Here is a 14,375-nt window from a genome sequence, read left to right as displayed (position 1 = left end):
AGTTCCTCGGGCAGATGGACAAGCCCGACGTCGACTTCATCGAGGGCCTGAGCCCGGCCGTCGCCATCGACCAGAAGTCCACGAGCCGCAACCCGCGATCCACCGTCGGCACCATCACCGAGATCTACGACTACCTGCGGCTGCTGTACGCCCGCGCCGGTACCCAGTTCTGCCCGGTCTGCGGGGAGCGGGTTACCGCGCAGACCCCGCAGCAGATCGTCGACCGGCTGCGGGAGATGCCCGAGGGCACCCGCTTCCAGGTGCTCGCGCCCGTCGTCCGCGGCCGCAAGGGCGAGTACGCCGACCTCTTCCGTGAGCTGCAGTCCACCGGCTTCTCCCGGGTCCGCGTCGACGGCGTCGTCCACTCCCTGGCCGAGCCGCCCGTGCTGGAGAAGAAGGTCAAGCACGACATCGACGTCGTCGTCGACCGCCTCGTCGTACGCGACTCCATGCGGCAGCGGCTCACCGACTCGGTGGAGACGGCGCTGCGGCTGGCCGACGGGCTCGTCGTCGCCGAGCTCGTCGACCTGCCCGCCGACGACCCCGAGCGGGAGCGGCGCTTCTCCGAGAAGCGGGCCTGCCCGAACGACCACCCGCTGCAGCTGGACGAGATCGAGCCCCGCACCTTCTCCTTCAACGCGCCCTACGGCGCCTGCCCCGAGTGCTCCGGCATCGGCTCCAAGCTCGAGGTCGACCCCGAGCTCATCGTCCCGGACGAGGAGCTGACCCTGGCCGAGGGCGCCGTGCAGCCCTGGGCACGCGCCTCCTCGGAGTACTTCCTGCGGCTGCTCCGCGCGCTGGGGGAGGACCTCGGCTTCTCCGTCGACGTCCCGTGGCGGGCACTGCCCGAGCGGGCCAAGCAGGCGATCCTCTACGGCAAGGACTACAAGGTCCACGTCCGGTACCGGAACCGGTGGGGTCGCGAGCGTGCCTACACCACCGGTTTCGAGGGCGCCGTCGACTTCATCCAGCGCAAGCACGCCGAGACGGAGTCCGAGTCCTCCCGCGAGCGCTACGAGGGCTACATGCGCGAGGTCGCCTGCTCGGTGTGCCAGGGCGCCCGCCTCAAGCCGGAGGTGCTCGCCGTCAAGGTCGGCGGGCTGTCCATCGCCGAGCTGTGCGACATGCCGATCGAGGCGATCGGCCCCTTCCTCCAGCGGCTCGAGCTGGGGGAGCGGGAGCGGGCGATCGCCGGTCAGGTGCTCAAGGAGATCCACGCCCGGCTCGGGTTCCTCGTCGACGTCGGCCTGACCTACCTCACCCTGTCCCGGCCGGCGGCCACGCTCTCCGGCGGGGAGGCCCAGCGCATCCGGCTCGCCACGCAGATCGGCTCCGGTCTCGTCGGCGTGCTCTACGTGCTGGACGAGCCGAGCATCGGGCTGCACCAGCGCGACAACCGCCGGCTCATCGACACCCTCGCCCGGCTGCGCGACCTGGGAAACACCCTCATCGTCGTCGAGCACGACGAGGACACCATCCGGGTCGCCGACTGGGTGGTCGACATCGGCCCGGGCGCCGGTGAGGAGGGCGGGCACATCGTCCACTCCGGCCACCTGCCCGAGCTGCTGGAGAACGAGCGCTCGCTCACCGGGGCCTACCTCTCCGGGCGGCGCTCCATCCCGCTGCCGCCGGTGCGGCGCCCGGTGGACCGCAAGCGCATGGTGCGCGTGGTCGGGGCCCGGGAGAACAACCTCAAGAACATCACGGTGGACTTCCCGCTCGGCGTCTTCACCGCCGTCACCGGGGTGTCCGGCTCGGGCAAGTCCAGCCTGGTCAACGGGATCCTCTACACCGTCATGGCCAACGAGCTGAACAACGCCCGCCGCGTGCCCGGCCGGCACAAGCGGGTCACCGGCCTGGAGCACCTCGACAAGGTGGTCCACGTCGACCAGAGCCCGATCGGCCGTACCCCGCGGTCCAACCCCGCCACCTACACCGGCGTGTGGGACCACGTGCGCAAGCTCTTCGCCGAGACCCCCGAGGCCAAGGTCCGCGGCTACACCCCGGGACGGTTCTCCTTCAACGTCAAGGGCGGGCGCTGCGAGGCGTGCAAGGGCGACGGCACGCTGAAGATCGAGATGAACTTCCTGCCCGACGTCTACGTCCCGTGCGAGGTGTGCCACGGCGCCCGGTACAACCGCGAGACCCTCGAGGTGCACTACAAGGGCAAGACGGTGGCCGAGGTGCTCGACATGCCGATCGAGGAGGCCGCGGAGTTCTTCGCCGCCTCGCCCCGCATCTCCCGCTACCTGCGCACGCTGGTGGACGTCGGGCTCGGGTACGTACGGCTCGGGCAGAGCGGCACCACCCTGTCCGGCGGCGAGGCGCAGCGGGTCAAGCTCGCCTCCGAGCTGCAGCGCCGGTCCAACGGCCGCACCGTCTACGTCCTCGACGAGCCGACCACGGGCCTGCACTTCGAGGACATCCGGCGGCTGCTCGACGTGCTGCAGAACCTCGTCGACAAGGGCAACACCGTCATCGTCATCGAGCACAACCTCGACGTCATCAAGAACGCCGACTGGGTCATCGACATGGGCCCGGAGGGCGGCTCGGGCGGAGGCACGGTGGTCGCCGAGGGCACCCCGGAGCAGGTGGCGCTGGTCGAGGAGTCCCACACCGGGCGTTTCCTCGCCGAGGTGCTGGGCCGCGGACCCGGCGCGCCGCGCGAGGAGCCGCTCGAGCTCGGTGTCTGACGCGCGGGCGGCACGGAAGCGTCTGTGAGCCCGCTCACCCGCGGCTAGGGTGTGGCCATGGGAGCGCTGCAGACCTACACGGTGACCGTCGACTGGACCGGGGCGAACTCGACCGGCACCCGGAGCTACAGCTCCTACTCCCGCGACCACGAGGTCCGGGTGGAGGGCAAGCCGGCGCTGCTGGCCACCTCCGACCGCAAGGTCGCCGCCGACGTCTCCCGGTACAAGGCCGAGGAGCTCTTCGTCGGCGCGGTCTCCCAGGCCCAGATGCTGTGGTTCCTCCGCACCGCGGCCGCCCACGGCGTCGTCGTCGTGGGGTACACCGACGTCGCCACCGCCACCGAGCGGATCGAGGGCGCCAACTCCGGACCCTTCTCCGACATCGTCCTGCGCCCCCGCGTCACCTACGCCGAGCCGATCAGCGAGGAGGCCGCCGCCCGGCTCCACGAGGACGCCCGCGTGCAGAACCACATCGCCCGCTCGCTCAGCTGCCCGGTGCGCGTGCAGCCCGCCCCACCCGACGTGGAGGCGAACGTAGGCTGAGGGGTATGGCCGACCCCTCGACCTACCGCCCGCGACCGTCGGAGATCCCCACCTCACCAGGGGTCTACCGGTTCCGCGACGCCCACGGCCGGGTGATCTACGTCGGCAAGGCGAAGAACCTCCGGTCGCGGCTGAACAGCTACTTCCAGGACGTCGCCGCGCTCCACCCGCGTACCCGGCAGATGGTGACGACGGCCGCGTCCGTGGAGTGGACCGTGGTGGAGACCGAGGTCGCTTCCCTCGCCCTGGAGTACGCCTGGATCAAGGAGTACGACCCGCGCTTCAACATCAAGTACCGCGACGACAAGTCCTACCCCTACCTCGCGGTGACGATGTCGGAGGAGGTCCCGCGGGCCATGGTCATGCGCGGCGCCAAGCGCAAGGGCAACCGCTACTTCGGGCCGTACGGGCACGCCTGGGCGATCCGGGAGACCGTCGACCTCATGCTCCGCGTCTTCCCGGTGCGGACCTGCTCGGCCGGGGTGTACCGCCGCGCGCAGCGCTCCGGGCGCCCCTGCCTGCTCGGCTACATCGACAAGTGCTCCGCCCCCTGCGTCGGGCGGATCTCGGTGGAGGACCACCGCGCGCTGGCGGAGGACTTCTGCACCTTCATGGCCGGCCAGACCCGGCCCTTCCTCAAGCGGCTCGAGGCGGAGATGAAGCAGGCCGCCGCCGCGCTCGACTTCGAGCGGGCGGCCCGGCTGCGTGACGACATCGGCGCGCTGCAGCGGGTGGTGGAGAAGAACGAGGTCGTGCTGCCCGACGGCACCGACGCCGACGTCTTCGCCATGGCCTCCGACGAGCTCGAGGCCTCCGTCCAGGTGTTCCACGTCCGCGACGGCCGGGTGCGCGGGCAGCGCGGCTGGGTGGTGGAGAAGGTCGAGGAGGTGAGCGACGGCGAGCTCGTCGAGCGGCTGCTCCAGCAGGTCTACGGTGACATCGACCCCACCGACGAGGACGCCTCCACCGCCCGCACCTCGGCCGTCCCGCGCGAGGTGCTCGTCCCCGTCCTGCCCCCCGACGTCGAGCAGGTCACGACGTGGCTGCGGGGCCTGCGCGGGGCGAACGTGTCGGTCCGGGTGCCGCAGCGGGGCGACAAGCGGGCCCTGGCCCAGACGGTGCACCGCAACGCCGAGCACGCCCTCATGCTCCACAAGACCCGGCGTGCCGGTGACCTCACCACCCGGTCCCAGGCGCTGGCGGACCTCGCCGAGGCGCTCGACCTGGAGGAGGCACCGCTGCGCATCGAGTGCTACGACATCTCCCACACCCAGGGCACCCACCAGGTCGGCTCGATGGTGGTCTTCGAGGACGGCCTGCCACGGAAGAACGCCTACCGTCGGTTCGTCGTCCGCGGCGAGGACGGCACCGGCGCACGTGACGACACCGAGGCGATCGCCGAGGTGCTGCGCCGCCGCTTCCGCCACTACCGGGCACCCCGCGAGGAGGCCGTGGACGACGACGGCAAGCCGCTCCTCTCCGGTCCCGTCGACCCGGAGACCGGCCGCCCGGCGAAGTTCGCCTACCCACCCAACCTCGTCGTCGTCGACGGCGGACAGCCGCAGGTGAACGCCGCGCAGCGGGTCTTCGACGAGCTGGGCGTGGAGGACGTCGCACTGGTCGGCCTGGCCAAGCGCCTGGAGGAGGTGTGGCTCCCGGGGGAGGACTTCCCCCTCGTCCTGCCACGGACGAGCCCCGGCCTGTTCCTCCTCCAGCGGCTGCGCGACGAGGCCCACCGGTTCGCCGTCACCGCCCACCGCGGGCGGCGGAGCAAGGCGATGACCCGGTCCGTGCTCGACGACGTCCCCGGCCTCGGGCCGGCGCGGCAGAAGGCGCTGCTCGCCCACTTCGGGTCCGTCGCCAACGTCCGCCGGGCGACCGTGGAGGAGATCGCGGCGGTCAAGGGCTTCGGGCCGCGCACGGCCCAGGCCGTGCTCGACGCGCTGCGCACCACCCCGACCGCCCCGACGTCACCGACCGCCCCGACCCCCGGGAGCGCGGCCACGCCCGAGTCGTCCCAGGCCGCCACGGACGGCGGACCCGGCCTGGCATCCTAGAAGCATGAGCACCCCTGAGCGTCCGGACCGCGACGTCGACGAGCGTGAGCCGTCCACCGTGCCGGAGGGCATCCCGCTCCTCGACGCGGAGACGCCCCCGCCCGAGCCGGACCGGCGCGAGCTGCTCATCATCACCGGCATGTCCGGCGCCGGCCGCACCCGGGTGGCGAACACGCTCGAGGACATGGAGTGGTTCGTCGTCGACAACCTCCCGCCGCGGATGCTCGAGCCGCTCGCCCGGATGATGACCGCCTCCGACGGGCGGGTGCGGCGGGTGGCGGCCGTGGTCGACGTCCGCTCCGGGGAGTTCTTCGCCGAGCTGCTCAGCGTGCTCGACGAGCTGCGCCGCCACGGCGTGGACTACCGCATCCTCTTCCTCGAGGCGGACGACGCCGAGTTGGTGCGCCGCTACGAGCAGGTACGGCGCGCCCACCCGCTCCAGGGCGACGGCCGCATCCTCGACGGCATCGCCCGCGAGCGCGAGCTGCTCGCCGAGCTGCGTCGGCGCGCCGACACCATCATCGACACCACGAGCTTCTCGCCCTACGACCTGGCCCGCCACATCCGGCAGCGGCTGGGGGAGGAAGGCGGCCAGCCGGTGCAGATCACGGTGGTCTCCTTCGGTTTCAAGCACGGGCTGCCGCTCGACGCCGACCACGTCGTCGACGTCCGCTTCCTGTCCAACCCGTACTGGGTCACCGAGCTGCGGCACCTGTCCGGCAAGGACGAGGCCGTCAACCGCTACGTCCTCGACCAGCCCGGCGCACGCGAGTTCGTCGACCGCTACGTCGAGACGCTGCTGCCCGCCATCGCCGGCTACGAGCGCGAGCTGAAGAACTACGTGACGATCGCTGTCGGCTGCACCGGTGGGCGGCACCGCTCCGTCGCCGTCTCCGAGGCCATCGCCGAGGGCCTGCGCTCCCACGGGCTGCGGGTCCGTACCGTCCACCGCGACGTGGGGCGCGAGTGACCCTCGACCCGCGCCAGCTCGGCGGAGGACCCGGTTGGGGACCCCGTGCCGTCGCCCTCGGCGGCGGCCACGGCCTGGCCGCCACCCTGGGGGCGCTGCGGCACGTGTGCGGGGACCTCACCGCCGTCGTCACGGTCGCCGACGACGGCGGCTCCTCCGGCCGTCTGCGCCACGAGCTCGGCATGCTCCCGCCCGGGGACCTGCGGATGGCGCTGTCGGCGCTCTGCGACGACTCCGAGTGGGGCCAGACCTGGCGGGACGTCCTCCAGCACCGCTTCCGCTCGGACGGGCCGCTGGACGGGCACGCCGTCGGCAACCTCCTCATCGTCGCCCTGTGGGACCTCCTCGGTGACGAGGTCGCCGGGCTCGACTGGGTGGGCCGCCTCCTCGGGGCACGCGGACGGGTGCTGCCGATGGCGGCGGTCCCGCTCGACATCGAGGCCGAGGTGCGGCTCGAGGGCACCGAGCAGCTCCGGGTGGTGCGGGGACAGTCCCGCGTGGCCGTGACGAGCGGCAACATCGAGACGGTGCGGCTCATCCCGCACGACCCGCCGGCCCACCCCGCGGCGGTGCGCGCGATCCGGGAGGCGGAGTGGGTCGTCCTCGGCCCGGGCTCCTGGTACACCTCGGTCATCCCGCACCTCCTCGTGCCGGAGCTGGCGCGCGCCCTGGCCGAGACCCCGGCCCGACGCGCATTGACCCTCAACCTGTCGACCCAGCCGGGGGAGACCGAGGGGATGTCCGCGGGTGACCACCTGCGCACCCTCCTGGAGCACAGCCCCGACCTGCGCCTCGACGTCGTCATCGCCGACCCGGTGGCGGTCGGCGACATCGACGACCTGCTCGACGCCGCCCGTGCGCTGGGCGCCCGGGTGCTGCTGCGGCAGGTGCGGGCGGGCGACGGCACCCCGCGCCACGACCGGCTCCGGCTCGCCGCCGCCTACCGCGACGCCTTCGACGACGTCCTGGGCGATGTGGGTCGGTTCACCGGGGACGAGGGGAGAACCGAGGACGGAGCATGAGAAGGTTCTGGCTGGCCCCGACAACGGGGGACGAGTACGAGGGGGCACGGTGAGTGGGAGGAAGTCGGCCATGTCGCTGACCGCGTCCGTCAAGGACGAGCTGGCCCGGCTGCAGGTGGACAGGGTGTCGGTCCGCAAGGCGGAGGTCGCCGCGACCCTGCGCTTCGCCGGGGGGCTGCACATCATCTCCGGCAGGATCGTCATCGAGGCCGAGCTCGACCTCGGTGTCTCCGCGCGTCGGCTGCGGCAGGCGATGGCCGAGCTCTACGGCCACACCAGCGACGTCGTCGTCGTCTCCGGCGGCGGCCTCAAGCGTGGCAACCGCTACGTCGTCCGCGTCGTCAAGGACGGGGAGTCCCTCGCCCGCCAGACCGGCCTGCTCGACAGCCGGGGCCGCCCGGTTCGTGGCCTGCCCCCCGCCGTCGTCTCCGCCGGGGTGGAGGAGGCCGTCGCCGCCTGGCGCGGTGCCTTCCTCGCCCGCGGCTCCCTCACCGAGCCCGGCCGCTCCTCCTCGCTGGAGATCACCTGCCCCGGCCCCGAGGCCGCCCTCGCCCTCGTCGGCGCGGCCCGCCGGATGAACGTCTCCGCCAAGGCGCGCGAGGTCCGCGGCGTGGACCGCGTCGTCATCCGCGACGGCGACGACATCAGCGCCATCCTCACCCGGATGGGTGCCCACGACGCCGTCCTCACCTGGGAGGAGCGCCGCACCCGCCGCGAGGTGCGCGGGACAGCCAACCGTCTGGCCAACTTCGACGACGCGAACCTGCGCCGCTCCGCCCGCGCCGCCGTCGCCGCCGGCGCCCGGGTGGAGCGCGCCTTCGAGATCCTCGGTGACGACGTGCCCGAGCACCTGCTCAAGGCGGGGCAGCTGCGCCTGGAGCACAAGCAGGCGAGCCTGGAGGAGCTCGGTGCGCTGTCCGACCCGCCGCTGACCAAGGACGCCATCGCCGGGCGCATCCGGCGTCTCCTGGCCATGGCGGACAAGCGGGCGCACGCCCTGGGCATCCCCGACACCGAGGCCGTCCTCACCCCGGAGATGCTCGACCTGTGAGAACGGGCGGCTCCGGGCTGTGACGTCGGTCATCCCGGGCCGCGTCCTCGGACCTTCGTCCCTGCGGTCCCATTTGTCGAGGTGTAGGTTGGTTCTTGCTGACGGGCCCCACCACCTTGGCGGCCTCCGTCTGCGCGCCTCGTGGCGCTCCACGAACACACGACATTGGGTGCGCCGACCGGCGCACTGGAGGAGGACATAGTGACCATCCGCGTCGGAATCAACGGCTTCGGTCGCATCGGCCGCAGCTTTTTCCGGGCCGTGCTCAGCTCGGGGGCGGACGTCGAGATCGTCGGCGTCAACGACCTCACCGACAACAAGACCCTCGCCCACCTCCTGAAGTACGACTCGATCATGGGTGTGCTCGCCGAGGACGTGTCCTACGACGAGGAGAGCCTGACCGTCGGTGGCCGGACGGTGCGCGCACTGGCCGAGAAGGACCCGGCACAGCTCCCCTGGGGCGAGCTCGGCGCCGACATCGTCATCGAGTCCACGGGGCGTTTCACCCAGCGTGACGCCGCCGCCGCGCACCTCGAGGCCGGCGCCAAGAAGGTCATCATCTCCGCCCCCGGCAAGGAGGTGGACGCGACCTTCGTCATGGGCGTCAACCACACCGACTACGACCCCGCGCAGCACCACATCTTCTCCAACGCCTCCTGCACCACCAACTGCCTCGCCCCGCTGGCCAAGGTGCTGCACGAGGAGTTCGGGATCGTCCGCGGCCTGATGACCACCATCCACGCCTACACGGCCGACCAGAACCTCCAGGACGGCCCCCACAAGGACCTGCGCCGCGCCCGCGCCGCCGCCCTGAACATCGTCCCGACCACGACCGGTGCGGCCAAGGCCGTCTCCCTCGTGCTGCCGGACCTCAAGGGCAAGCTCGACGGCTACGCCATGCGCGTCCCGGTCATCACCGGCTCCGCCACCGACCTCACCTTCACCGCGGAGAAGGAGGTCACCGTCGAGGCCGTCAACGCCGCGCTGAAGGCCGCCGCCGCGAAGCCGGAGTGGCAGGGCATCCTCCAGTACACCGAGGACCCGATCGTCTCCAGCGACATCATCGGCAACCCGCACACCTCGATCTTCGACGCCGGCATGACCAAGGTGATCGGCGACCAGGTCAAGGTGCTGAGCTGGTACGACAACGAGTTCGGCTACTCGTCCTCGCTCGTCGGCCTCGTGAAGTACGTGGGCGAGCGCCTCTGACGCGCAGCCCCGCCCAGCAGTGAGACGGACGTCCGCGTGCCCCCGCGGCACGCGGGCGTCCGCCTGTCCGCACATCCAGGAGAGGCCATGAAGACCATCGACACCCTGGGCGACCTGCGCGGCAAGCGCGTGCTCGTCCGCTCCGACTTCAACGTCCCGCTCGACGGGACGACGATCACCGACGACGGCCGCATCCGGGCCGCGCTGCCCACCCTCACCGCGCTCCTCGACGCGGGCGCGAAGGTCATCGTCACCGCCCACCTCGGCCGCCCGAAGGGCACGCCGGACCCGGCGTTCTCCCTCGCGCCGGTCGCGCAGCGGCTCGGCGAGCTCCTCGGCAAGCCGGTGACCCTCGCCGCGGACACCGTCGGCGAGGATGCGAAGGCGAAGGCGGCGGCCCTGCAGGACGGCGAGGTGCTGCTGCTGGAGAACATCCGCTTCGACGCCCGGGAGACCTCCAAGGACGACGCCGAGCGCGGCGCCCTCGCCGACGAGCTCGCGGCCCTGGCCGACGTCTTCGTCTCCGACGGCTTCGGCGTCGTCCACCGCAAGCAGGCCAGCGTCTACGACGTCGCCCAGCGGCTCCCGCACGCCGCCGGCACGCTCGTCTTCAAGGAGATCGACTCGCTGAGCCGGGCGACCGGCGACCCGGAGCGGCCCTACGTCGTCGTCCTCGGCGGCTCGAAGGTCTCCGACAAGCTCGGCGTCATCGGCAACCTCCTGACCAAGGCCGACCGCCTCCTCATCGGCGGCGGGATGGTCTTCACCTTCCTCGCGGCCGAGGGCCACCAGGTGGGCACCTCGCTGCTGGAGGAGGACCAGATCGACGCGGTCAAGGGCTACCTGCGCGAGGCCGAGCAGCGCGGTGTGGAGATCGTCCTGCCCACCGACATCGTCGTGGCGCCGGAGTTCAAGGCCGACGCCCCCGCGACGGTCGTACCCGCCGGCGCCATGCCGGCGGACCAGATGGGCCTGGACATCGGCCCGGAGTCCGGCCGGCTCTTCGCCGAGAAGATCGCCGATGCCCGGACGATCGTGTGGAACGGCCCGATGGGCGTCTTCGAGTTCGACGCCTTCTCCGCCGGCACCCGGGCCGTCGCCCAGGCGATGCAGGACGCGGCCGGCTACACCATCGTGGGCGGCGGTGACTCCGCCGCGGCCGTGCGCGTGCTCGGGTTCGACGAGTCCAAGTTCGACCACATCTCCACCGGCGGCGGCGCCAGCCTCGAGTTCCTCGAGGGCAAGGTCCTGCCCGGTGTCGCGGTTCTGGAAGACTGAGGCCATGGCTAACGACACCCCGCGCCGCCCCCTGATGGCGGGCAACTGGAAGATGAACCTCGACCACTTCGAGGCCACCCACCTGGTCCAGAAGCTGGCGTGGGAGCTCAAGGACAAGGACCACGACTACGACGCCGTCGAGGTCGTCGTCCTGCCCCCGTTCACCGACATCCGCTCGGTGCAGACCCTGGTCGACGGCGACAAGCTGGAGATCAAGTACGGCGCGCAGGACGTCTCCGCCCACGAGAGCGGCGCCTACACCGGTGAGATCTCGGCGTCCATGCTCGCCCGGCTGGGCGTGAGCTACGTCGTCGTCGGCCACTCCGAGCGGCGCCAGTACCACGCGGAGGACGACGCCCTCGTCGGGGCGAAGGCCCAGGCGGCGCTCAAGCACGGGATCAGCCCGATCATCTGCGTGGGGGAGGGGCTGGACGTCCGGCAGGCGGGCGAGCAGGTCTCCTACACCCTCGCCCAGGTCGACGGCGCGTACGCCGGGCTCGACGCGGAGGCCGCCAAGCAGACGGTCATCGCCTACGAGCCGGTCTGGGCGATCGGCACGGGCGAGGTCGCCACCCCGCAGGACGCGCAGGAGGTCTGCGGCGCCATCCGGGCCCGGCTCGCCGAGCTCTACGACCAGGAGGTCGCCGACACCGTCCGTGTCCTGTACGGCGGCTCGGTGAAGTCCGGCAACGTCGCCTCGATCATGGCCCAGGAGGACGTCGACGGGGCGCTCGTCGGCGGCGCGAGCCTCCAGGCCGAGGAGTTCGCGGCGATCGTGCGCTACCAGCACCACGCCTGACCAGCACTCCCGACGGGTCCCCGGGCCATCCGGCTCGGGGACCCGTGGCGTGTCGGCGCGGGATGGTCCCGCGCGGCGCCTCGATCACCTATCCTTGACGGGTCGCGGGCTGTGCCCGCGCCCACCAGATCACCGAAAGGAGCCCGTGGCTCGTGGACGCCCTCCGGATCACCCTCGAGGTGCTGCTGGTCATCACCAGCATCTTCCTCATCCTGTCCATCCTCATGCACAAGGGGAAGGGTGGCGGACTGTCCGACATGTTCGGCGGCGGTATCAGCTCCTCGATCGGCTCCTCCGGTGTCGCCGAGCGCAACCTCAACCGGATCACGATCGGGATCTCGATCGTGTGGGCGACGGCGATCGTGCTGCTCGGCCTCATTCAGCGGTTCAACTGAGCGGAGAAGGTGGCCATGGCTGGAGGAAGTGCGATCCGTGGGTCCCGCGTCGGCGCGGGCCCCATGGGCGAGGCAGAGCGGGGCGAGGCAGCCCCGCGGGTCAGGGTGTCCTACTGGTGCGCGAACGGTCATGAGACGCGGCCGAGCTTCGCCAAGGAGCCCGAGATCGTCATCCCCGAGACGTGGGACTGCCCCCGCTGCGGTCTGCCGGCCGGGCAGGACCGTGAGGCCCCTCCCGAGGCCCCGAAGAACGAGCCCTACAAGACCCACCTGGCGTACGTGAAGGAGCGGCGTACCGACGCCGACGGCGAGGCGCTCCTGGAGGAGGCGCTGGCCGCCCTCCGTGCCCGCCGCGGCGAGACGTCGTAGTCCTGCCGTCGTCCCGCCGCGGCGGAGCCGGGCTCAGGCCTGCAGCGCCCGGGTGGCGGGGACGTCGACCAGCCACAGCGTGCGGCCCCGCGCCCGCACGAGCCCGGCCGGGACGCTCGCACCGTCACCGGTGCCGCCCACGTCCGCGGGCAGCGACGTGTGCTGCAGCCCGGCCGCGACCGCGTCGGCCTTGGCCTCACCGGAGACGATCAGCCACACCTGCTGCGCGGAGTTGAGGGTCGGCAGGGTGAGGCTCACCCGCTCGGCCGGCGGCTTGGGCGAGTCGGTCTCGGCCAGTGCACCGAGCGACTCGACGCCGAGGCTCGGCCGGCCGGGGAAGAGCGAGGCGACGTGCCCGTCCGGCCCCATCCCGAGGAGGACGACGGCGATGTCCGGGACCTCGGCCCCCGGGGCGGCGAAGCGGGCCAGCTCCTCGGTGTAGCTGCGCGCGGCGGCCTCGACGTCGGCGACACGGTCCGGTCCCGGCACCGTGTGGAGGTTCTCCGCCGGCAGCGGGACACGGTCGAAGAGGACGTCGATGGCGTCCCGGTCGATGCGGTCCGCGTGCCCGTCCGGGACGAACCGCTCGTCGCCCCACCACACGTGGACCGCGCTCCAGTCGACGGCCTCCCGCAGCGGGTCCTGCCCGGCCGCGCGCAGCACGTCGACGAGGATGCTGCCGCCGGTGACGGCGACGTGCACCGGCGTCGTCACCGACTGCGCGTCGAGGAGCGTCAGGAGGAAGCGGGAGGCGGTGGCCCGGGCGAGGAGGTCGGCGTCGGGGTGGACGACGACGGGCGGGTGGTCGGGGCTCGGATGGGTCACGTTCACTGCTCCTTCGGTGGGGTGACGAGCGGGAGCCCGCGGGTGAGCACCCGCCCGTAGGTCTCGTCGGCGTCGAGCCGGCGCAGCTCCTCGGTGAGGCAGTCCGCGAGGGTCCGCTCCGGCAGGTTGATCCGCATGTCGATCCGCCCGGGCCGGCTGAGGTAGGCCACGCTGGCCCCCGGCTCGCGGCGCAGGGTGATCGGTCCGGGTGCGCGGTCCAGCTCCACCCGGGTGATGGCGCGCGACTGCTCCACCCCGATCTCCACCGGAACACCGAGGGAGTCGGCGAGCCAGGCCGCGAGGATGTACACGGAGGGCCGCTGGTCGGCGCCGGTGACCCGCACCGCGGTGATCGGCTCGTGCGGCGGCTCGTCGAGGGTGGCAGCCAGCAGCCCGCGCCACAGCGTCACCCGGGCCCAGGCGAGGTCGGTGTCCCCGGGGGCGTAACCGGGAGCGAGCGAGCGCAGCGTCTCCAGCGGATCGTCGCAGGCGGTGACGTCGGTGATGCGGCGCTGCGCCATGGCCCCGAGGGGGTCGCGGCTCGGCACGGTCGGCGGCCGGCCGGTCCACCACACGACGATCGGGGCGTCGGGCAGCAGCAGCGGCATGACGAGGGTGTCGATGGCGTCCGCGGGGCCACCGCGCGGCTGGAGGATGACCACCTCGCTGAGTCCGGCGTCGCCGCCCACCCGGATCTGGGCGTCGATGCTCGCCGGGCCGTCGCCGGTCTCCCCGGCGACGACGGCGATGATCCGGCACGGGTGCTCACGGGATGCCCCGTTGGCGGCCTGGATCCCACGCTCGGCACCGGCGAGGTCGTCGGCGACGATGATGAGGGTGAGCACCCGGGTGAAGGTCAGGGCCCCGCTGGCGCGGCGCAGGGCGGTGAGCTTGGCGCTGACCGCGGCCGCGGTCGTGGCGTGCATCGTGGTGAACATGCTCGTCTCCTCTACGGCAGCCGCCAGCGGCGGCCGTCGCGTGCCAGCATCTCGTCGGCGCTCGTCGGGCCCCAGGACCCGGGTCGGTAGGGCTCGGGGCTCCCGGTCGCGTCCCAGAACTCGATGACCGGGTCGAGGATCTGCCAGGACAGCTCGACCTCCCGCTGGTGCGGGAACAGCGGCGGGTCGCCGAGGAGGACGTCGAGGATGAGCCGCTCGTAGGCCT

General features: G+C 72.3%; 13 protein-coding genes and 1 pseudogene. 11 read left to right on the top strand and 3 right to left on the bottom strand.

The annotated features are described in order from the left end of the window. The 11 genes from uvrA to Q0195_RS11220 form a co-directional block, all read left to right on the top strand. A partial coding sequence (uvrA, locus tag Q0195_RS11270) for an excinuclease ABC subunit UvrA (protein WP_299278465.1) occupies positions 1-2,693 on the top strand: 2,693 nt, incomplete at its 5' end. 57 nt (positions 2,694-2,750) lie between these two features. After that, on the top strand, positions 2,751-3,236 hold the full coding sequence (locus Q0195_RS11265; RefSeq protein ID WP_299278462.1) for an OsmC family peroxiredoxin: 486 nt from the start codon (positions 2,751-2,753) through the stop codon (positions 3,234-3,236). 5 nt (positions 3,237-3,241) lie between these two features. Further along, positions 3,242-5,293 (top strand): excinuclease ABC subunit UvrC, encoded by a 2,052-nt coding sequence (uvrC, locus tag Q0195_RS11260; protein WP_299278459.1) that lies wholly within the window; start codon positions 3,242-3,244, stop codon positions 5,291-5,293. Between the two features lie 4 nt (positions 5,294-5,297). After that, entirely contained in the window at positions 5,298-6,263 is a 966-nt protein-coding gene (gene rapZ, locus Q0195_RS11255) for an RNase adapter RapZ (RefSeq protein WP_299278456.1), read from the top strand. Further along, positions 6,260-7,285: a uridine diphosphate-N-acetylglucosamine-binding protein YvcK gene (gene yvcK, locus Q0195_RS11250; RefSeq protein ID WP_299278453.1), complete on the top strand. Its 1,026-nt coding sequence runs from the start codon at positions 6,260-6,262 to the stop codon at positions 7,283-7,285. The genes rapZ and yvcK overlap by 4 nt, the downstream gene beginning before the upstream one ends. A 70-nt stretch (positions 7,286-7,355) precedes the next feature. Then, positions 7,356-8,336 (top strand): DNA-binding protein WhiA, encoded by a 981-nt coding sequence (gene whiA, locus Q0195_RS11245; protein WP_299278450.1) that lies wholly within the window; start codon positions 7,356-7,358, stop codon positions 8,334-8,336. A gap of 201 nt (positions 8,337-8,537) precedes the next feature. Then, entirely contained in the window at positions 8,538-9,545 is a 1,008-nt protein-coding gene (gap, locus tag Q0195_RS11240) for a type I glyceraldehyde-3-phosphate dehydrogenase (RefSeq protein ID WP_299278448.1), read from the top strand. Between the two features lie 87 nt (positions 9,546-9,632). Then, on the top strand, positions 9,633-10,823 hold the full coding sequence (locus tag Q0195_RS11235) for a phosphoglycerate kinase (RefSeq protein ID WP_299278445.1): 1,191 nt from the start codon (positions 9,633-9,635) through the stop codon (positions 10,821-10,823). Between the two features lie 4 nt (positions 10,824-10,827). After that, a complete protein-coding gene (tpiA, locus tag Q0195_RS11230; RefSeq protein WP_299278443.1) occupies positions 10,828-11,622 on the top strand; it encodes a triose-phosphate isomerase in 795 nt (264 codons plus the stop codon). Between the two features lie 152 nt (positions 11,623-11,774). Further along, positions 11,775-12,017 (top strand): preprotein translocase subunit SecG, encoded by a 243-nt coding sequence (secG, locus tag Q0195_RS11225; RefSeq protein ID WP_299278440.1) that lies wholly within the window; start codon positions 11,775-11,777, stop codon positions 12,015-12,017. Between the two features lie 15 nt (positions 12,018-12,032). Next, positions 12,033-12,386 carry an RNA polymerase-binding protein RbpA gene (locus Q0195_RS11220; protein WP_299278438.1) on the top strand — a complete coding sequence of 118 codons (354 nt, stop codon included), beginning with the start codon at positions 12,033-12,035 and terminating at the stop codon, positions 12,384-12,386. Positions 12,387-12,419: 33 nt separating this feature from the next. Here Q0195_RS11220 and pgl read toward each other — a convergent pair whose 3' ends face one another. From pgl to Q0195_RS11205, 3 genes and pseudogenes are all read right to left on the bottom strand, one after another. Continuing rightward, positions 12,420-13,211: a 6-phosphogluconolactonase gene (pgl, locus tag Q0195_RS11215; protein ID WP_299278435.1), complete on the bottom strand. Its 792-nt coding sequence runs from the start codon at positions 13,209-13,211 to the stop codon at positions 12,420-12,422. Between the two features lie 2 nt (positions 13,212-13,213). Then, the gene (locus tag Q0195_RS11210; protein WP_299278432.1) at positions 13,214-14,149 is read right to left on the bottom strand and encodes a glucose-6-phosphate dehydrogenase assembly protein OpcA; all 936 of its coding nucleotides are present in this window, start codon (positions 14,147-14,149) and stop codon (positions 13,214-13,216) included. Positions 14,150-14,160: 11 nt separating this feature from the next. Continuing rightward, positions 14,161-14,375 (bottom strand): annotated as a pseudogene (locus Q0195_RS11205) (glucose-6-phosphate dehydrogenase); the annotation flags it as partial.

It is taken from the genome of uncultured Georgenia sp., from assembly GCF_937958535.1.
Taxonomy (GTDB): Bacteria; Actinomycetota; Actinomycetes; order Actinomycetales; family Actinomycetaceae; genus Oceanitalea.
Note: the sequence above shows the minus strand (reverse complement) of the source record. Positions and strands in the feature narration are given on the sequence as shown.